At 59.6% G+C, this 19,577-nt stretch carries 17 protein-coding genes; 14 read left to right on the forward strand and 3 right to left on the reverse strand.

Annotated features, from left to right (window positions below; all coding sequences use genetic code 11):
* Window positions 1-459 precede the first annotated feature (459 nt).
* The 3 genes from aat to infA all read left to right on the forward strand — a co-directional run bounded on the left by aat (window position 460) and on the right by infA (window position 2,222).
* Window positions 460-1,140 carry a leucyl/phenylalanyl-tRNA--protein transferase gene (aat, locus tag MUM_RS0118530; RefSeq protein WP_010172489.1) on the forward strand — a complete coding sequence of 227 codons (681 nt, stop codon included), beginning with the start codon at window positions 460-462 and terminating at the stop codon, window positions 1,138-1,140.
* A gap of 55 nt (window positions 1,141-1,195) precedes the next feature.
* Entirely contained in the window at window positions 1,196-1,903 is a 708-nt protein-coding gene (locus MUM_RS0118535; protein ID WP_010172491.1) for an arginyltransferase, read from the forward strand.
* 100 nt (window positions 1,904-2,003) lie between these two features.
* Complete coding sequence (gene infA / locus MUM_RS0118540; RefSeq protein ID WP_002553999.1) at window positions 2,004-2,222, forward strand: translation initiation factor IF-1; 219 nt, start codon at window positions 2,004-2,006, stop codon at window positions 2,220-2,222.
* Window positions 2,223-2,456: 234 nt separating this feature from the next.
* On the opposite strand, the gene clpA is transcribed toward infA, so the two are convergent.
* Both clpA and clpS read right to left on the reverse strand, forming a co-directional pair.
* Window positions 2,457-4,727 carry an ATP-dependent Clp protease ATP-binding subunit ClpA gene (gene clpA / locus MUM_RS0118545; RefSeq protein WP_010172706.1) on the reverse strand — a complete coding sequence of 757 codons (2,271 nt, stop codon included), beginning with the start codon at window positions 4,725-4,727 and terminating at the stop codon, window positions 2,457-2,459.
* Window positions 4,728-4,756: 29 nt separating this feature from the next.
* Window positions 4,757-5,125 (reverse strand): ATP-dependent Clp protease adapter ClpS, encoded by a 369-nt coding sequence (gene clpS, locus MUM_RS0118550; protein WP_003219604.1) that lies wholly within the window; start codon window positions 5,123-5,125, stop codon window positions 4,757-4,759.
* Window positions 5,126-5,343: 218 nt separating this feature from the next.
* Between clpS and cspD the strand changes: the two genes are divergently transcribed.
* Window positions 5,344-5,610, forward strand: a complete 267-nt coding sequence (gene cspD, locus MUM_RS0118555) for a cold shock domain-containing protein CspD (RefSeq protein WP_010172707.1) — start codon at window positions 5,344-5,346, stop codon at window positions 5,608-5,610.
* Window positions 5,611-5,679: 69 nt separating this feature from the next.
* On the opposite strand, the gene icd is transcribed toward cspD, so the two are convergent.
* Entirely contained in the window at window positions 5,680-6,936 is a 1,257-nt protein-coding gene (gene icd / locus MUM_RS0118560; RefSeq protein ID WP_010172708.1) for an NADP-dependent isocitrate dehydrogenase, read from the reverse strand.
* A 494-nt stretch (window positions 6,937-7,430) separates the two neighbouring features.
* Between icd and MUM_RS0118565 the strand changes: the two genes are divergently transcribed.
* The 10 genes from MUM_RS0118565 to aceA all read left to right on the forward strand — a co-directional run bounded on the left by MUM_RS0118565 (window position 7,431) and on the right by aceA (window position 19,306).
* The gene (locus tag MUM_RS0118565; RefSeq protein WP_010172709.1) at window positions 7,431-9,656 is read left to right on the forward strand and encodes an NADP-dependent isocitrate dehydrogenase; all 2,226 of its coding nucleotides are present in this window, start codon (window positions 7,431-7,433) and stop codon (window positions 9,654-9,656) included.
* 172 nt (window positions 9,657-9,828) lie between these two features.
* Complete coding sequence (locus MUM_RS0118570) at window positions 9,829-11,046, forward strand: serine hydrolase domain-containing protein (protein WP_029615989.1); 1,218 nt, start codon at window positions 9,829-9,831, stop codon at window positions 11,044-11,046.
* A gap of 69 nt (window positions 11,047-11,115) precedes the next feature.
* A complete protein-coding gene (locus tag MUM_RS0118575; RefSeq protein ID WP_010172712.1) occupies window positions 11,116-11,562 on the forward strand; it encodes an NUDIX hydrolase in 447 nt (148 codons plus the stop codon).
* 59 nt (window positions 11,563-11,621) lie between these two features.
* On the forward strand, window positions 11,622-12,746 hold the full coding sequence (gene mnmA / locus MUM_RS0118580; protein ID WP_003219588.1) for a tRNA 2-thiouridine(34) synthase MnmA: 1,125 nt from the start codon (window positions 11,622-11,624) through the stop codon (window positions 12,744-12,746).
* A complete protein-coding gene (gene hflD / locus MUM_RS0118585; protein WP_010172715.1) occupies window positions 12,743-13,366 on the forward strand; it encodes a high frequency lysogenization protein HflD in 624 nt (207 codons plus the stop codon). Before mnmA ends, hflD begins: the two co-directional genes overlap by 4 nt.
* Before the next feature lie 124 nt (window positions 13,367-13,490).
* Window positions 13,491-14,861, forward strand: a complete 1,371-nt coding sequence (gene purB / locus MUM_RS0118590) for an adenylosuccinate lyase (protein ID WP_010172717.1) — start codon at window positions 13,491-13,493, stop codon at window positions 14,859-14,861.
* Window positions 14,862-14,945: 84 nt separating this feature from the next.
* Window positions 14,946-16,112, forward strand: a complete 1,167-nt coding sequence (locus MUM_RS0118595; RefSeq protein WP_003219582.1) for a ribosomal protein uL16 3-hydroxylase — start codon at window positions 14,946-14,948, stop codon at window positions 16,110-16,112.
* On the forward strand, window positions 16,105-16,527 hold the full coding sequence (locus tag MUM_RS0118600; RefSeq protein ID WP_010172719.1) for a GNAT family N-acetyltransferase: 423 nt from the start codon (window positions 16,105-16,107) through the stop codon (window positions 16,525-16,527). Before MUM_RS0118595 ends, MUM_RS0118600 begins: the two co-directional genes overlap by 8 nt.
* Window positions 16,528-16,749: 222 nt before the next feature.
* Complete coding sequence (locus tag MUM_RS0118605) at window positions 16,750-17,487, forward strand: secretin N-terminal domain-containing protein (protein WP_010172721.1); 738 nt, start codon at window positions 16,750-16,752, stop codon at window positions 17,485-17,487.
* A gap of 493 nt (window positions 17,488-17,980) precedes the next feature.
* Window positions 17,981-19,306, forward strand: a complete 1,326-nt coding sequence (gene aceA / locus MUM_RS0118610) for an isocitrate lyase (RefSeq protein ID WP_003219577.1) — start codon at window positions 17,981-17,983, stop codon at window positions 19,304-19,306.
* Window positions 19,307-19,577 lie beyond the last annotated feature (271 nt).

Here is a 19,577-nt window from a genome sequence, read left to right on the forward strand (position 1 = left end):
CGTCCATCTATTGAATGACTGCAAAACACTGCCCAATCCGGGCAGGTAAAAATGAACGAGTGCCGATGAAGCTACTTTTAACACTCTGCAACTGATTCATGAAACGGCGATAACGCCTGAATGGCCGCATTGTACGGGTTTGTGCGCGCGATGCCACGCACTTGGCCCCACGTTACACAGCATAGCCAATGTTCAGTTTCATAACGTTCAATTTGAGCATGCATTGTCTTTACTGACAAAGGCTTATGAGCTGTTTTTGCCAATCCAGGCTAGCTTGCCGACCGGCGTACGCGATTACGACCACGGCCCCGGCATAGAGTTGCAGAAACACCCCTTCATGCTTATCTGCCCCGATCCCATGTTCGGGGTAGCCCCAGAGCGTTTCGTCGACAATAATCACAGCTCTTGCAACGGACAACATCGCCGTTTCCGCCCTCCCCTTCCGTAAGCCTGGATGCCATGCTGACCTGGTTACAACGCAACACCCTGACATTCCCACCGCTGGCCAAGGCCATGCGCGAACCCAATGGCCTGCTCGCCGCCGGTGGCGACCTTTCGGCAGACCGCTTGATCCAGGCCTATCGCCATGGCTGCTTTCCCTGGTTCTCGGAAGGCCAGCCTATTCTCTGGTGGTCGCCCGACCCGCGCACCGTGCTGTTCCCCGACGAACTGCATGTTTCCCGCAGCCTCGGCAAGCTGTTGCGCCAGCAGCGCTACACCGTGACCTTCGACCAGGACTTCGCCACCGTCATCCAGGCCTGTGCGGCGCCTCGCAGTTATGCCGAAGGCACCTGGATCACCGAAGCCATGCAGAGCGCCTACCTGCAACTGCACCAGCGCGGTTATGCGCACTCGGTGGAGGTGTGGGACGAGGGCGAACTGGTGGGCGGCCTGTACGGCCTGGCGATGGGCCAGTTGTTTTTTGGCGAATCGATGTTCAGCCGCGCCGACAACGCCTCGAAATTCGGCTTCGCCACCCTGGTCAGGCAATTGCAGGCATGGGGCTTTGTGCTGATCGACTGCCAGATGCCCACCGACCACCTGCACAGCCTCGGCGCCCGCGCCATTCCCCGCAGCGACTTTGCCGGTTACCTGCGCGACCATTTGGACCAAACCAGCTCTGCTCCGTGGGTTTCCTAGGCGACTTCCCCGCACCTGGCTTACACTTATTTCAAAGCTTATCCGAGGGTTGATCATGACCGAGCTGGCGCGTTTGAAGTTTTATGCCACTCAACCCCACTCTTGCAGCTATCTGCCCGATGAGCAGGCCACCACGCTGTTCCTCGACCCCAGCCAGCCGATGGACGTGCATGTGTATGCCGATTTGTCGGAGATGGGCTTCCGGCGCAGCGGCGACCACCTTTACCGGCCCCACTGCCAGAACTGCAACGCCTGCGTACCGGCGCGGATCCCGGTGGCGCAGTTCCTACCCGACCGCAATCAGAAACGCATTCTCAAGCGCAATGCCGACTTGACCGTCACCGCCGCCAAACCCGGCTTCAGTGAAGAATACTTCGACCTCTACCAACGCTACATCGAACAACGCCACGCCGACGGCGACATGTTCCCGCCCAGCCGTGACCAGTTTTCCACGTTCCTGGTGCGCGACCTGCCCTTCTCACGCTTCTACGAGTTTCGGCTCGACGGGCGGCTGGTCGCGGTCGCCGTCACCGACTTGCTGCCCAATGGCTTGTCGGCGGTCTACACCTTTTATGAGCCTCGCGAGGAGCGTCGCAGTCTGGGACGCTTTGCGATCCTGTGGCAAATCGGCGAGGCCTTGCGCCTGGAATTGGAGGCGGTGTACCTCGGATACTGGATCAAAAACTGCAAAAAGATGAACTACAAGACCCAATATCGACCCATAGAACTGCTAATTAACCAAAGATGGGTCACCTTGAACTAGAACCTCTTGGCTTAAACACCCTTTTTCGGGCACAATGCACGCCGCTTTTGCCTGGCGCAGTTGCACCGGGCCATTCACTGGATACCGAGGGCTTTACTGCATGTCGAAAGAAGACAGCTTCGAAATGGAAGGCACTGTCGTCGACACCCTGCCCAACACCATGTTTCGTGTGGAGTTGGAAAATGGGCACGTCGTAACCGCGCATATCTCCGGCAAGATGCGCAAGAACTACATTCGTATTCTTACCGGTGACAAAGTGCGCGTCGAACTGACGCCCTATGACTTGAGCAAAGGGCGCATCACTTACCGCGCCCGCTAATCAAGTCAATACAAAACGCCCGGTTATGCCGGGCGTTTTTGTGTGCGCGCCATTTAACAGTCGCCACATGACCCTGGGGGAGCTGGCTTGCCTGCGATAGCGGTCTGTCAGTTACTGCATGCTTGACTGGCCCACCGCCATCGCAGGCGAGCCAGCTCCCACAGTTGATCTCCATCAGTTTCAAGGCAGCAAAAAGGCGCCTCTCGGCGCCTTTTGCTTTGTTGCAGTCAGCTATCAGGCCATTTCAGCTGTGGTTTCGAAGTCGAAGGTCAGCTCGCCGTCCTTCAGATCGATATGCACCACGCCACCATGGTCTGCCAGTTCGCCGAACAGGATCTCTTCCGCCAGTGGGCGCTTGATCTTGTCCTGGATCAGGCGAGCCATTGGCCGAGCGCCCATTGCCGCGTCGTAGCCACCTTCCGCCAGCCAGTTGCGCGCCGCGTCCGTAACCTCCAGCTGCACGCGCTTGTCTTCCAACTGCGCCTGAAGCTCGGTGAGGAACTTGTCCACCACGCTTTTGATGACCTCATGGCTGAGGCGACCAAACTGGATAATGGTGTCCAGGCGGTTGCGGAATTCCGGCGTGAAGCTCTTCTTGATCACTTCCATGGCGTCGGAAGAGTGATCCTGATGAGTAAAGCCAATGGAAGCCCGCGCGGCCGTTTCGGCACCGGCGTTGGTGGTCATGATCACGATCACGTTGCGGAAGTCCGCTTTGCGCCCGTTGTTGTCGGTCAGGGTACCGTGGTCCATCACCTGCAACAGCAGGTTGAAGACTTCCGGGTGGGCCTTCTCGATCTCATCGAGCAGCAGTACGCAATGCGGCTGTTTGGTGATCGCCTCGGTCAACAGGCCGCCCTGGTCGAAGCCGACATAGCCCGGAGGCGCACCGATCAGGCGCGACACGGTGTGACGCTCCATGTACTCGGACATGTCGAAACGCACCAGCTCGATGCCCATGGCCTTGGCCAGTTGCCGCGCCGCTTCGGTCTTGCCGACACCGGTAGGGCCGGCGAACAGGAACGAACCGACCGGCTTGTCCGGCGACTTGAGGCCCGCACGGGACAACTTGATCGCGGTGGACAGCGAGTCGATGGCCGCATCCTGACCGAACACCGTCAGCTTGAGGTCACGCTCCAGGTTACGCAGCAGCTCCCTGTCGGAAGTGTTGACGTGTTTTGGCGGAATCCGCGCGATCTTCGCCACGATGTCCTCGACCTGTGGCACATCGATGCGCTTCACACGCTTCTCGACCGGTTGCAGACGCTGGTAGGCACCCGCTTCGTCGATTACGTCGATGGCCTTGTCCGGCATGTGCCGGTCATTGATGTAGCGCGACGCCAGCTCGGCGGCTGCACGCAGCGCTTCATCGGTGTACTCGATACCGTGGTGCGCTTCGAAACGCCCCTTGAGCCCGCGCAGGATGCCGATGGTGTCTTCAACCGAAGGCTCGGACACGTCGACTTTCTGGAAGCGGCGCGCCAGGGCACGGTCTTTTTCGAAGATCCCGCGGAACTCCTGGAACGTGGTCGAACCGATGCAACGGATATCACCCGAAGACAGCAGCGGCTTGAGCAGGTTCGAAGCATCCATCACGCCACCGGAAGCAGCACCGGCACCGATAATGGTGTGGATTTCGTCAATGAACAGGATCGCCTGCGGGCGTTTTTTCAGCTCGCCGAGCAACGCCTTGAAGCGCTTCTCGAAGTCGCCACGGTACTTGGTCCCGGCGAGCAACGCGCCCAGGTCAAGGGAGTAGACGACGCTGTTGGCCAGCAGGTCTGGCACCTGATTATCAACGATGCGTTTGGCCAGGCCTTCGGCAATCGCGGTTTTACCCACGCCTGCCTCACCGACCAACAGCGGGTTGTTTTTGCGACGACGCGCCAGGATCTGCGCCACGCGCTCAACTTCCAGCTCACGCCCTACCAGCGGATCGATCCGCCCCTGGCGCGCCAGTTCGTTGAGGTTGCTGGCATAAGCATCCAGCGGGTTGCTCGAAGAAGAAGACTCACCGCCCTCGTCATCCTGCATATCCTGCTCACCTTCTGAGTGATCGCCATGCCCTGGCACTTTGGAAATGCCATGGGCGATGTAGTTGACGACATCAATACGGGCAACGCTTTGCTGCTTGAGCAGGAACACAGCCTGGCTTTCCTGCTCGCTGAAGATCGCCACGAGCACGTTGGCCCCTGTGACTTCGCGCTTGCCGGAGCTCTGTACGTGGAAAACGGCACGCTGCAGTACCCGCTGGAAGCCCAGGGTTGGCTGGGTCTCGCGGTCCTCGTCATGAACGGGGATCAACGGCGTGGTGGAGTCGATAAACTCCTGCAGGTCATGCTTGAGTTTGTCGAGATTGGCACCACACGCACGCAGTACGGTGGCGGCAGCTTCGTTATCCAAAAGTGCCAGCAGCAGGTGCTCGACGGTCATGAATTCATGACGCTTCGAACGGGCCTCCTTGAAGGCAAGATTGAGGGTGACTTCGAGCTCGCGGTTTAACATAGCTTCACCTCATACCCAAGTGGTCGGAGTTAACCGTCCTTCTCGATTTCACAGAGTAGCGGATGCTGGCTTTCCCTGGCGTACTGGTTGACCTGCATGGCCTTTGTCTCGGCGATGTCGCGGGTAAACACTCCACATACTGCCCGTCCTTCTGTGTGAACGGCCAGCATTACCTTGGTCGCCAACTCGCGGTTCAGGTTAAAAAACACCTCGAGCACTTCGACGACGAAATCCATCGGTGTGTAGTCATCATTGAACAAAACCACCTTGTACATCGGCGGCGCCTGTAAAGCAGGCTTGGCCTCCTGAACAGCAATGCCTGCAGAACCGTCGTCGTCCTCTTGATGATCCGGGCGATCCTGATTGAATGTTAGTCGAATCTGGCTGATTGCATGCATGGAAAGAAAGGTTCGTCAGTGGTTCAAATACAGTGGTGGGGGCGGCCTGTCAGAATTTCAACTCTGACCGACTGGTCGCCTTGACTATCGGCAAATCAGTGTTACAACCAATAGAACCCACAGTGGGTAAAAAAGGTCCGCGCAGTCAACCTTATTTATTCGGGTTAGGACGGATAAACTGGATGATACTCCAGTGATGGAGTCTGGTGCAGAGGGATATGGGCATGGCAAGCGGTAAGGTCAAGTGGTTCAACAATGCCAAGGGTTACGGCTTCGTGGTTGAAGACGGCAAGGAAGAAGACCTATTTGCGCATTACTCGGCTATCCAGATGGATGGCTACAAGACACTGAAAGCAGGGCAAGCGGTTTCCTTCGAGATCATTCAGGGACCCAAAGGCCTGCATGCAGTGAATATCGGTGCTCCCGTCAGCGCCAGCACACCTAAAGCAGACGTCGCTCAAAAACCAAAAAAGCAGCCGGCCTGATCAGCCGCTGAGCAAACGCTCTAAAAAAAACCGGCCTCAGGGCCGGTTTTTTTGTGCCCGCGTATCAGCCTACATGTGCGAAATCAGCGCATCCCCGAACGCCGACGAAGACAGCAGCTTCGCGCCGTCCATCAGGCGATGGAAGTCATAGGTCACGGTCTTGGCAGAAATCGCACCATTGGTGCCCTTGATGATCAAGTCGGCCGCTTCGGTCCAGCCCATGTGACGCAACATCATTTCCGCCGACAGGATCAGCGAACCCGGGTTGACCTGGTCCTTGCCGGCATACTTCGGCGCGGTACCGTGGGTGGCTTCGAACATTGCCACGGTGTCGGACAGGTTGGCGCCCGGTGCGATACCGATACCGCCCACTTCCGCCGCCAAGGCGTCAGACAGGTAGTCACCATTAAGGTTAAGGGTGGCGATCACGTCATATTCGGCCGGACGCAGCAGGATCTGCTGGAGCATGGCGTCCGCAATCGCATCCTTGACCACCACATTCTTGCCGGTACGCGGGTTCTTGAATTGCATCCACGGCCCGCCGTCCAGCAAGGTCGCGCCGAATTCTTCGGCCGCCACTTCATAGGCCCATTCCTTGAAGGCACCTTCGGTGAACTTCATGATGTTGCCTTTGTGCACGATGGTCAGCGAGTCGCGGTCGTTATCCACGACATACTGCAAGGCCTTGCGTGCCAGGCGCTTGGTGCCTTCCAGGGACACCGGCTTGACGCCGATCCCGCAATTCTGGTCGAAACGAATCTTGGTGACGCCCATCTCTTCCTTCAGGAACTTGATGACCTTGATCGCTTCCGGGGAGCCCGCCTTCCACTCGATGCCGGCGTAGATGTCCTCGGAGTTCTCCCGGAAGATGGTCATGTCCACATCGCCAGGCTTCTTGACCGGGCTTGGCACGCCTTCAAACCAGCGCACCGGGCGCAGGCACACATAAAGGTCGAGTTGTTGGCGCAGGGCCACGTTCAGCGAACGGATGCCGCCACCGACTGGGGTGGTCAGCGGGCCCTTGATGGAGACCACGTAATCCTTGACCGCATCCAGGGTTTCCTGGGGCAGCCACGTGTCCTGGTCGTAAACCTGAGTGGCCTTTTCGCCGGCATAAACCTCCATCCAGGAGATTTTGCGCTTGCCGCCATAAGCCTTGTTAACAGCTGCATCGACCACCTTGATCATCACCGGGCTGATGTCGACGCCAATACCGTCACCTTCAATGAAGGGGATGATCGGGTTGTCAGGAACATTGAGAGAATGGTCTGCATTGACGGTGATTTTGTCGCCGACTGCCGGAACCTGAATCTTCTTGTATCCCATGCTGAACTCCATCTATGGATTGAACATCTGGCTGCGTTCGAGCCTACTCCAGATAAATGAGGACTGAAACCTCAGGCCCTGCACATTTGCGTCGAAAACAGCACATTTAGCGGCCTACAAGCTTGAAAGCAAAGGGAAAAGCGCCAATCTTGAGCACATCATGCGACTTTCGGCGCAACCCGCTGCCTGCGACCTTTAGACCAATGGACGACACACCTTTTGTATGAAGGCTCGGCGTAAGCATAGCGACCTATGTATAATGCCGCCGCTGACCAAAGAGTCACGACGGCCGACCGCTCTAGACAGACGCCCTCCGCCAGAAAAGCCGAGCTACTACAGTAGTTCACCCGCTTGACGCTCGACTGATGCAACCCAACATCACCGCGAAGAAACTTCGACATTTCGCTCATGGATGACTTTGAACGAACGCGCTTTACCCGGCGCATCTCGAGTTTCTGCGCATGCTTTCAGCAAAGAAGAGAGTTAATCCGAATATGCCCACCCGCTCGAAGATCATCTACACCTTCACCGACGAAGCCCCAGCCCTCGCCACCTATTCACTGCTGCCTATCGTAGAGGCCTTTACCGCTTCCGCTGATATTGCCGTGGAAACCCGCGACATTTCCCTGGCCGCGCGCATCCTCGCAAGCTTCCCCGAGCAACTGGGCGCCAAGGCTATCCCGGACCACCTCGCCGAACTGGGCGACCTGGCCGTTACGCCTGAAGCCAACATCATCAAGCTGCCGAACATCAGTGCCTCGACCCCTCAGCTGCAAGCTGCGATCAAGGAACTGCAGGCCCAGGGCTACGCCCTGCCGGACTACCCGGAAACCGTAACCACCGACGCGGAAAAAGAAACCCGTGCACGTTACGACAAGGTCAAGGGCAGCGCCGTGAACCCGGTACTGCGCGAAGGCAACTCCGACCGCCGCGCACCGCTGTCGGTCAAGAACTACGCACGCAAGCACCCGCACAAGATGGGCGCCTGGGCTGGGGACTCCAAGTCCCACGTGGCCCACATGAGCAATGGCGACTTCTACGGCAGCGAGAAAGCCGTACAGATCGAAGCCGCTGATGCCGTGAAAATCGAACTGATCGCCAAGGACGGTACCGCTACCGTCCTGAAAGAAAAAACCAGCGTACAAGCTGGCGAGATCATCGACAGCGCCGTGCTGAGCAAGAAAGCCCTGCGCAGCTTCATCGCCGCTGAAATCGAAGACGCCAAGAAACAAGGCGTACTGCTGTCGGTTCACCTGAAAGCCACCATGATGAAGGTCTCCGACCCAATCATGTTCGGCCAGATCGTTGCCGAGTTCTATAAAGACGCACTGGCCAAGCACGCTGTCGTGCTGGAGCAGATCGGCTTCAACCTGAACAACGGCATCGGCGACCTGTACGCCCGCATCAAGGCGCTGCCGGCCGATCAGCAAGCGCAGATCGAAGCCGACATCCAGGCGGTGTACGCCGCTCGTCCGTCCCTGGCCATGGTCAACTCGGACAAAGGCATCACCAACCTGCACGTGCCGAGCGACGTCATCGTCGACGCCTCGATGCCTGCGATGATCCGTGACTCCGGCAAGATGTGGGGCACCGACGGCCAGTTGCACGACACCAAGGCCGTGATCCCGGATCGCTGCTACGCCACCATCTACCAGGCAGTGATCGAAGACTGCAAGGCCAATGGCGCCTTCGACCCAACCACCATGGGCAGCGTGCCAAACGTTGGCCTGATGGCGAAAAAAGCCGAAGAGTACGGTTCCCACGACAAGACCTTCCAGATCAAGGCTGACGGCGTAGTCCGCGTCACCGACAGCAAGGGCAACCTGCTGATGGAACAGACTGTTGAAGCCGGCGACATCTTCCGCATGTGCCAGACCAAAGACGCGCCGATCCAGGACTGGGTCAAACTGGCCGTCAACCGCGCCCGCGCCAGCAACACCCCGGCCATCTTCTGGCTGGACCCACAGCGCGCGCACGACGGCGTCGTGGTCGAGAAAGTTCAGGCTTACCTGAAAGACCACAACACCGAAGGCCTGGACATCCGCATCATGTCGCCGGTCGACGCGATGAAGTTCACCCTGGAGCGCACCCGCAAGGGCCTGGACACCATCTCGGTGACCGGCAACGTACTGCGCGACTACCTGACCGACCTGTTCCCGATCATGGAACTGGGCACCAGCGCCAAGATGCTGTCGATCGTGCCACTGATGAACGGTGGCGGCCTGTTCGAAACCGGCGCCGGCGGTTCGGCTCCGAAGCACGTGCAGCAACTGGTTGAAGAGAACTTCCTGCGCTGGGATTCCCTGGGCGAGTTCCTGGCCCTAGCAGCTTCCCTCGAGCATTTGGGTGTGACTTACAACAACCCGAAAGCCCTGGTGCTGTCCAAGACCCTGGACCAGGCCACCGGCCAGTTCCTCGACAACAACAAGTCGCCATCGCGCAAAGTCGGCAACATCGACAACCGCGGCAGCCACTTCTACCTGGCGCTGTACTGGGCTCAAGCCCTGGCTGCCCAGACCGAAGACACTGCACTGCAAGCGCAGTTTGGCGAACTGGCCAAAACCCTGACCGCGAACGAGGCGACCATCGTTGCCGAACTCAACGCCGTCCAGGGCAAGCCAGTGGACATCGGCGGCTACTACGCGCCGAACCCGGAGCTGACCAGCAAAGCCATGCGCCCAAGCAACACCCTCAACGCGGCAATTGCCGCGCTGGTTTGATGCTTTACGGTGCCGCCGCGTGAGGATCGCTAGCTAATCCTTGTGCGACAGGAAAATCCGGAATTCGAAAGGATTCCGGATTTTTTTTGCCTGCTTTTCAGGAACGGGCGCAGTCCTTGCTTTGTCTTCTTATTGTTCCACCCCTCGAAAAACAATAAATAAGGACGTTCCCATGCCAAGAAACCTCCTACAGGTACTGACCTGCTCCTCGGCACTGGCCTTGCTGACGGCCTGCGCAGGCACTTCAAGCCCCTACCCGCACGCTCAGGAACCGATCGGCGACGTACAAACCATGTACGACGGCAAGCTCAGCGAACAAGCCGCCGTCAGCACCTTCCGCAATATCGATCGACTGTTCCCGGTACGCACCATCAAAGCTGGTGGCCACCCGTTTCCACTGCCACGCAGCAGCCAACCGCTGGGCCCGGTGGCATTCGACTATGAAGGCAAACGCTATAGCCTTGACGATTACGTCACCCTCAACCGGGTAACAGGCCTGCTGGTGATCAAGAACGGCCAGGTCGTTACTGAACGCTACGAAAAGGGCAACACGCCAGACACCCGATGGATGTCGATGTCAGTGGCCAAGTCGATTACCTCGACCCTCGTGGGCGCCGCACTGCAGGACGGCTCGATCAAAAGCCTTGATGACAAAGTCACCCACTACTTGCCCGCACTCGCCGGCAGCGGTTACGACCAGGCCACCGTTCGCCAGGTGCTGGCGATGCGCTCCGGAGTCAAATGGAGTGAGAAATACGCTGACCCGACGTCAGACCGACGCATGATGCTCAAGCTGCAAACCGAACAAGTGCCCGGCTCCGCCCTTAAGTTCATGGCCAGCCTGCCCAGCGCCGCGCCGCCCGGCACCCGCACCAACTACAGCACCGGCGAGACACAAGTGCTGGGCCAACTGGTGAGTGCCGCCGTGGGCAAGCCACTGGCGCAGTACCTGAGTGAGAAAATCTGGGCGCCGTACGGCATGCAAACCGACGCCAACTGGTGGCTCGACGGCCCCAATGGCAACGAGGTGGGCGGCAGCGGCATCAGCGCAACGCTCGAAGATTACGGACGCTTCGGGCAATTCGTACTCAGTGGCGGCCAAGCCGGCGACAAACAGGTGCTGCCCAAAGGCTGGATGAGCTTCGCCAGCGCCACCACCGGCACCGACCCGGCGTACGGCGACTTCGCCTCCATGTGGTGGCCCGCCTGGACCGCCGCCTCCAAGGCAGACAAAGCCTTCACGGCTGCCGGGATTTTCGGCCAGTTTGTCTACATCAATCCCACGCAAAACGTGGTGATCGTCGTATGGCAAGCGCAAACCAAGGCCACCGGCGGCGAAGTGATTGACGACATGGTCGCCTTCGACGCCATTACCAAAGCCGCTAAGTAACCGACAGGGGCGCCCTCGGCGGGCGCCCCTGTATGATGCCCCTCTGTTATCAGCTCTGCGAGACGCCCCATGACCTGGCTACCCCACATCACCGTCGCCACCATCGTCGAAGACAACGGCCGCTTCCTGATGGTCGAAGAGCTCAAGGGCGGCCGCGCCGTGCTCAACCAGCCCGCCGGGCACCTCGACCCGAACGAAACCCTGACCGAGGCCGCCGTGCGCGAAACCCTCGAAGAAACCGGCTGGGACGTCGAAGCTACCGGGATCGTCGGGATTTACCTGTACACCGCCCCCAGCAACGGCGTGACGTATCAGCGGGTGTGCTTCACCGCCAAGGCCCTGAAACACCGCCCGGACTATCAATTGGACGACGGCATCGTGCGCGCCCGCTGGCTGACCCGCGACGAATTGATGGCCCTGCGCGAGGACTGGCGCAGCGAGCTGATTATCCGCTGCATCGACGATTATCTGGCCGGCCAACGCCACAGCCTCGAATTGATCCGCCCTTCTCTTTAGCCTTGCAGACGCGAGCCTGCTAGAATCGCGTCCTTTTTAAAGACACCCGTTGAAATCCTATGCGTGATCCAGCCCCTTCTGACACACAAAAGAAGCGCGTCATCGTCGGCATGTCCGGCGGCGTGGATTCTTCCGTTTCCGCCGTTCTGCTCATGGAGCAGGGTTATGAGGTGGAAGGCCTGTTCATGAAGAACTGGGAAGAAGACGATGGAACGGAATATTGCACCGCCATGGACGACCTGGCGGATGCCCAGGCCGTCTGTGACAAAATCGGCATCAAGCTGCACACCGCCAACTTCGCCGCCGAGTACTGGGACAACGTGTTCGAGCACTTCCTGGCCGAATACAAGGCCGGTCGCACGCCGAACCCGGACATCCTGTGTAACCGCGAGATCAAGTTCAAGGCGTTCCTCGACTACGCAATGATCCTCGGTGCCGACCTGATTGCCACTGGCCACTACGTGCGCCGTCGCGATATCGATGGCCGCACCGAATTGCTCAAGGGCCTGGACGCCAACAAGGACCAGAGCTATTTCCTGCACGCCGTCGGCGGCGAACAGATCGCCAAGACCCTGTTCCCGGTGGGCGAGCTGGAAAAGCCCGAAGTGCGTGCGATTGCCGAGAAACACGGCCTGGCCACCGCCAAGAAGAAGGATTCCACCGGGATCTGCTTTATCGGCGAGCGCCGTTTCAGCGACTTCCTCAAGCAGTACCTGCCGGCGCAACCGGGTGAGATCAAGACCACCGAAGGCGAAATCATCGGCCGTCACCACGGCTTGATGTACCACACCATCGGCCAGCGTCAGGGCCTGGGCATCGGCGGCTTGAAAGACGCCGGCGAAGAGCCGTGGTACGTGCTGGTCAAGGACCTGGAGCACAACGAGCTGATCGTCGGCCAGGGCAATGACCACCCCTGGCTGTTCTCCCGCGCCCTGCTCGCCTCGGACATCTACTGGGTCAACCCGGTCGACCTGAGCAGCCCGCGCCGCCTCACGGCCAAAGTGCGCTATCGCCAGAGCGACCAGCCCTGCACCCTGGAAAAAACCGCCACCGGCTATCGCGCCACCTTCGACGACCCGCAGCGCGCCGTAACGCCGGGCCAATCGGTAGTGTTCTATGACGGAGAGATTTGCCTGGGGGGCGGTGTGATCGAAGTTGCCGAACCCTGGAGCAGCCAGGCATGAGCCCTACCCAGGAGCAACTGACGGCACTGGGCGGCGTGTTTCTCGCCGCGGTGCTGGTGGACAAGATCGCCAAGACCGGCCAGGTCACCGAGGCCGGCCTGACCTGCATGCTCGGCAGCCTGCTGATCCGCGACCCCAAGGACACCCTGGAAGTCTACGGCGGCGACGACCTGGCCCTGCGTGAAGGTTATCGCGCGCTGGTCGGCGCCCTGGAGCGCGACCCAAGCACCTTGCAGCGCGAGCCACTGCGCTACGCCCTGTCGATGCTCGGCCTGGAGCGTCAATTGGCCAAGCGCGACGACTTGCTGGAAACCATCGGCAAGCGCCTGCCGCAGATCCAGTCCCAGGTCGAGCATTTCGGCCCGGCCCACGAAAACGTGATCGCGGCCTGTGGCGCCCTGTACCAGGACACCCTGAGCACCTTGCGCCAGCGGATCCAGGTGCACGGCGACATGCGCAACCTGCAACAACCGAACAACGCCTCGAAAATCCGCGCCTTGCTCCTGGCCGGTATTCGTTCGGCGCGGTTGTGGCGCCAGTTGGGCGGTCACCGCTGGCAGCTGGTGATCAGCCGTCGCAAATTGCTTAAAGAGCTTTACCCGTTGATGCGCAACGAATAAGTCGCCGCAACCGATTTTTTTATAGCCTCACGCGTAATACGCCGGTCAGTTGGCAACGGACCGGCGGATTTTTTCATGTATGATACGCGCCCCATTTCGTTGCCCGACTGTCCGAGAACACCCCATGCAGCTTTCTTCGCTCACTGCGGTTTCCCCTGTTGACGGCCGCTACGCCGGCAAAACCCAGGCCCTGCGCCCTATTTTCAGCGAATACGGTCTGATCCGTGCTCGTGTTCTGGTTGAAGTGCGCTGGCTCCAGCGCCTGGCCGCTCACCCCGCCATCAGCGAAGTGCCGGCGTTCTCCGCCGAAGCCAACGCTGTGCTGAATACCCTGGCGGAAAACTTCTCTCTGGAGCACGCCGAGCGTGTCAAAGAGATCGAGCGCACCACCAACCACGACGTAAAAGCCATCGAATACCTGCTCAAAGAGCAAGCGGCCAAGCTGCCGGAACTGGCCAAGGTCAGCGAGTTCATCCACTTTGCCTGCACCAGCGAGGACATCAACAACCTGTCCCACGCCCTGATGCTGCGCGAAGGCCGTGATGACGTGATGCTGCCACTGATGCGCCAGACCGCCGATGCCATCCGCGAGCTGGCGATCCGTTTCGCCGACGTGCCGATGCTGTCGCGCACCCACGGCCAGCCGGCTTCGCCGACCACCCTGGGTAAAGAACTGGCCAACGTGGTGTACCGCCTGGAGCGCCAGATCGCTCAAGTCGCGGCCGTACCGCTGCTGGGCAAGATCAACGGCGCCGTAGGCAACTACAACGCTCACTTGTCGGCCTACCCGGAAATCGACTGGGAAGAAAACGCCCGCGCCTTCATCGAAGACGAGCTGGGCCTGGGCTTCAACCCCTACACCACGCAGATCGAACCGCACGACTACATCGCCGAGCTGTTCGACGCGATTGCGCGCTTCAACACCATCCTGATCGACTTCGATCGCGATATCTGGGGCTACATCTCCCTGGGCTACTTCAAGCAGCGCACCATTGCCGGTGAAATCGGTTCGTCGACCATGCCGCACAAGGTCAACCCGATCGACTTCGAAAACTCCGAAGGCAACCTCGGCATCGCCAACGCCCTGTTCCAGCACCTGGCCAGCAAGTTGCCGATCTCCCGCTGGCAGCGCGACCTGACCGACTCCACCGTACTGCGCAACCTCGGTGTGGGCTTTGCTCATAGCGTGATCGCGTACGAAGCCAGCCTCAAAGGCATCAGCAAACTGGAGCTCAACGCGCAGAAAATTGCCGCTGACCTGGACGCTTGCTGGGAAGTCCTGGCCGAGCCGATCCAGACCGTGATGCGCCGCTACAACATTGAAAACCCGTACGAGAAGCTCAAAGAGCTGACCCGCGGCAAGGGCATCACCTCCGAAGCCCTGCAAACGTTCATCGACGGCCTGGACATGCCAGCCGCCGCCAAGGCTGAGCTGAAACAGCTCACCCCGGCTAACTACATCGGCAACGCTGTGGCCCAAGCCAAACGCATCTGATAGCTGCTTGACCCTTTGAGACGCCCGGCAGCGCCGGGCGTTTTTATTCCCGTCTGAAAAGTGCTTTTTTTCAATAGGTTACACATGAATCCTGACATTCCTCTTCAACTTCTGGGCGGCATCACGGCACGCGAGTTCCTGCGCGACTACTGGCAGAAAAAACCGCTGCTGATCCGCCAGGCCATTCCTGATTTCGAAAGCCCGATCGACGCCGACGAACTGGCCGGCCTGGCGCTGGAAGAAGAAGTCGAGTCGCGCCTGATCATCGAACACGGCGAACGCCCGTGGGAGTTGCGTCGCGGCCCGTTCGCCGAAGATGCCTTCAGCACCCTGCCCGAGCGCGAGTGGACCCTGCTGGTGCAGGCCGTCGACCAGTTCGTGCCGGAAGTGGCCGAACTGCTGGAAAACTTCCGTTTCCTGCCAAGCTGGCGCATCGACGACGTGATGATCAGCTATGCCGCCCCCGGTGGCAGCGTCGGTCCGCACTTCGACAACTACGACGTGTTCCTGCTGCAGGGTTCCGGCAAGCGCAACTGGAAGATCGGCCAGATGTGCAACTCCGAAAGCCCGCTGCTGCAACACGCGGACCTGCGCATCCTCGCTGAATTCGAAGAGACCGCCGAATGGGTGCTGGAACCGGGTGACATGCTCTACCTGCCGCCACGCCTGGCCCACTGCGGTGTCGCCGTCGATGACTGCATGACCTACTCGGTAGGCTTCCGCGCCCCGAGCGCGGCTGAAGTGCTGACCCACTTCACCGACTTCCTCAGCCAGTACCTGACGGACGAAGAGCGCTACACCGACGCCGATGCCCAGCCGGTCAGCGACCCGCACCAGATCCAGGGCGACGCCCTCGACCGCCTGAAGAGCCTGCTGGCCGAGCACATGAGCGACGAGCGCATGCTGCTGACCTGGTTCGGCCAGTTCATGACCGAGCCGCGCTACCCGGAACTGGTCGCCGGCCCGGAAGTGGAAGAAGAGGACCTGCTGGGCAGCCTGGAAAACGGCGCCGTGCTGATCCGCAACCCGAGCGCCCGCCTGGCCTGGTCCGAAGTGGACGACGACCTGCTGCTGTTCGCCAGCGGCCAGAGCCGCCTGTTGCCGGGCAAGCTGCGGGAACTGCTGAAGCTGGTTTGCGCCGCCGACGCCCTGCACATCGACAACCTCGGCCCATGGCTGGCGGATGAAGATGGCTGCGCCCTGCTGTGGGAACTGGTCAAGCAAGGGAGCCTGGGGTTTGCCGATGAATAAGATTCACGTAAGTGTCGCGGACTGGCAAAAGGATATCGCCGAGATACGGCGCATTCGTGAAGCGGTATTTATCGCTGAACAATCGGTTCCACCGGAGCTGGAATGGGATGCAGACGACGCAGGGGCTGTGCATTTCCTCGCGTTCGAAGGCGACTTTCCCATCGGCACCGCCCGCCTGCTGCCCACCGGCGAGATCGGGCGCGTGTCGGTCCTCAAGGACTGGCGCGGCCTGAAGGTGGGCGACAAGCTGATGGAAGCGGTGATCGGCGTGGCCGAGAAACGCGGCCAGACCCGGCAGATCCTCAGTGCACAAGTCCATGCAGCGCCGTTTTACGAGCGCCTGGGCTTCAAGATTGTCAGCGATGAGTTCCTGGAAGTCGGGATTCCTCACGTTGATATGGTGCGCGAGGGCTGACTTTAGACCGAGTCGCTCCCATCGCAGGCAAGCCAGCTCCCACAGGAGAATGCATTCCAAATGTGGGAGCTGGCTTGCCTGCGATAGCGGTATCAGCAACACCCCAAAAGGCCCTGCCATCCACCGATGCCAGGGCCTTTTGCCGTCCAGGATTCAACTTGCGGGCTACAAAGCCGACAAACTGGCACTATCTAGCCTAAATGACTCGCAGAGATAACGGACATGTCCCTACGCACCCTGCTCACCACTGTGCTCCTGGCCACCAGCTTCTCGGTGATGGCCGCCACCGAAGTCGTGCCCCTGAGCAACCGCACCAGCGCCGACCTGCTGCCCGTGGCACAGAATTTTATCGGCAAGGACGGCACCGTCAGCGCCTACGGCAACCAACTGATCGTGAATGCCGAGCCGGACAAGATCCAGGGCCTGCGCGCCCTGCTCTCGCAACTGGACACGCCATCCAAACGCCTGCTGATCACCGTCGACACCAACGAGAACAACCAGCAAAGCAGCGACAACAATCAAACCCAGGTGATCACCTACAGCACTGAAAGCCGCGACGGCGGGATCCAGCAGATCCAGGCCAGCGAAGGTGTGCCCGCGCTGATCCAGGTCGGCCAGAGCGTGCCGCTCACCACCACCCAGCCCGATGCCTACGGTCGCCCGCAAAATCAGACCCAGTATCGCAACGTGACTCAGGGCTTCTACGTCACCGCCAGCGTCACCGGAGAGACCGTACACCTGAGCATCAGTACCAATCGTGACCGCATGAGCCAGGAACGTCCCGATGTAGTGAACGTGCAAAGTACCGACACAACCATCAGCGGACGCCTGGGCGAGTGGATCACCCTGGCCGGGATCAATCGCCAGACTCAGGCCGACAAAAGCACTACAACCCGCAGCTACTCTACTCAGGGGCGTGATGACCTGACCTTGCGGGTCAAAGTCGACACCCTGAACTGAAGCACCAAAAACTGACTGGCGAGTCGTATTAGACTAAAGATGTAGTGCTTCAAAAAAAGCACTACAAAACATTTGACGATCCAAAAAAGCATGGGCATGATGGCCTCGCTCCCGCTAATCAGGGGCCCTGGCAAGGGCCTTCGGATCGTCGCTCAAAGCCACCCACCTGAGCCGATTCGTGTCTGTACCGCCCACAAGGTGTGTTTGACGAGGTTGCGACTGGAACGAAGTTGTCCCGAGGGACGGAAGCTAACCAGGTAACCCGGCAACACACTGATGGATCGTACAAAGGCCCACGACGCCCGAAGACCGTTCGCAGTTCGCCCTTACCTGCTCAACTCCCCCTTGAGCCAATCGTTCATCCCGTCGCCTTCCCCGCCAAGCCTGACTTGACCGCCTAAGCTTCTGGTCAGCGAGCAGCCATAACCACGCACTGATACGTGGCTGGCAAATGGAATTTTCCACCTAGACCTATGCGACGAGGTTTTTCCCCATGGCACTGACACGCGAACAGCAAATTGCAGCCCTTGAAAAAGACTGGGCTGAAAACCCACGCTGGAAAGGCGTGACCCGCGCTTATTCCGCTGCTGACGTCGTCCGCCTGCGTGGCTCGGTTCAACCTGAGCACACTTTTGCAAAACTCGGCGCCGAGAAGCTGTGGAAGCTGGTCACCCAGGGTGCCAAGCCGTCCTTCCGCCCCGAAAAAGATTTCGTCAACTGCATGGGCGCCCTTACTGGCGGCCAAGCGGTTCAACAGGTAAAAGCCGGTATCCAGGCGATCTACCTGTCCGGCTGGCAAGTGGCAGCGGACAACAACTCCGCTGAATCCATGTACCCCGACCAATCGCTGTACCCGGTGGACTCCGTGCCAACCGTGGTCAAGCGCATCAACAACTCGTTCCGCCGCGCTGACCAGATCCAGTGGAAAGCCGGTAAAGGCCCGGGCGACGAAGGCTACATCGACTACTTCGCACCGATCGTTGCAGACGCTGAAGCCGGTTTCGGCGGCGTTCTGAACGCCTACGAGCTGATGAAGAGCATGATCGAGGCAGGCGCTGCCGGCGTTCACTTCGAAGACCAACTGGCTTCGGTGAAGAAATGCGGCCACATGGGCGGCAAGGTTCTGGTGCCTACCCAGGAAGCTGTTCAAAAGTTGACTGCTGCTCGTCTGGCTGCTGACGTTGCTGGGACTCCGACCATCATCCTGGCCCGTACCGACGCCAACGCGGCTGACTTGCTGACCTCGGATTGCGACCCGTACGACCAGCCGTTCGTGACGGGCGAACGTACTCAGGAAGGCTTCTACAAAGTGCGCGCCGGTCTCGACCAGGCGATCGCCCGCGGCCTGGCCTACGCGCCGTACGCCGACCTGATCTGGTGCGAAACCGCCAAGCCGGACCTGGACGAAGCTCGCCGCTTTGCTGAAGCAATCAAGAAGGAATACCCGGACCAACTGCTGTCCTACAACTGCTCGCCTTCCTTCAACTGGAAGAAGAACCTGGACGACGCGACCATCGCCAAGTTCCAGCGTGAACTGTCTGCCATGGGCTACAAGCACCAGTTCATCACCCTGGCCGGCATTCACAACATGTGGCACAGCATGTTCAACCTGGCGCACGACTACGCCCGCAACGACATGACTGCTTACGTGAAGCTGCAGGAGCAGGAGTTCGCTGACGCGGCCAAGGGTTACACCTTTGTGGCGCACCAGCAGGAAGTGGGCACCGGCTACTTCGACGACATGACCACCGTGATCCAGGGCGGCACCTCGTCTGTGACTGCGCTGACTGGGTCGACTGAAGAAGAGCAGTTCCACTGAGTGACTGAGTACACGGCCATTGCGGCCCCAAGGAAGACCTAACCGCAATGCCGCACGATCTGACGCCCCGACTGGTTCGGGGCGTTTTTTTTGGGCCGTTTTTAACGTGCAGGTGGATTGTGTACATATCCGTTATTTAGGTTACGGCTTCGATGGGTTCCGCTCTTACAGCGGCTCACTTTTGAACAGCGCAAAAGTAAGCAAAACGCTCTTGCCCCACCACTCGGCACCTCGCCTAGGCTCGGTGTGCCCTCACTCCGGCATTACTACG

It is taken from the genome of Pseudomonas sp. PAMC 25886, from assembly GCF_000242655.1.
Taxonomy (GTDB): Bacteria; Pseudomonadota; Gammaproteobacteria; order Pseudomonadales; family Pseudomonadaceae; genus Aquipseudomonas.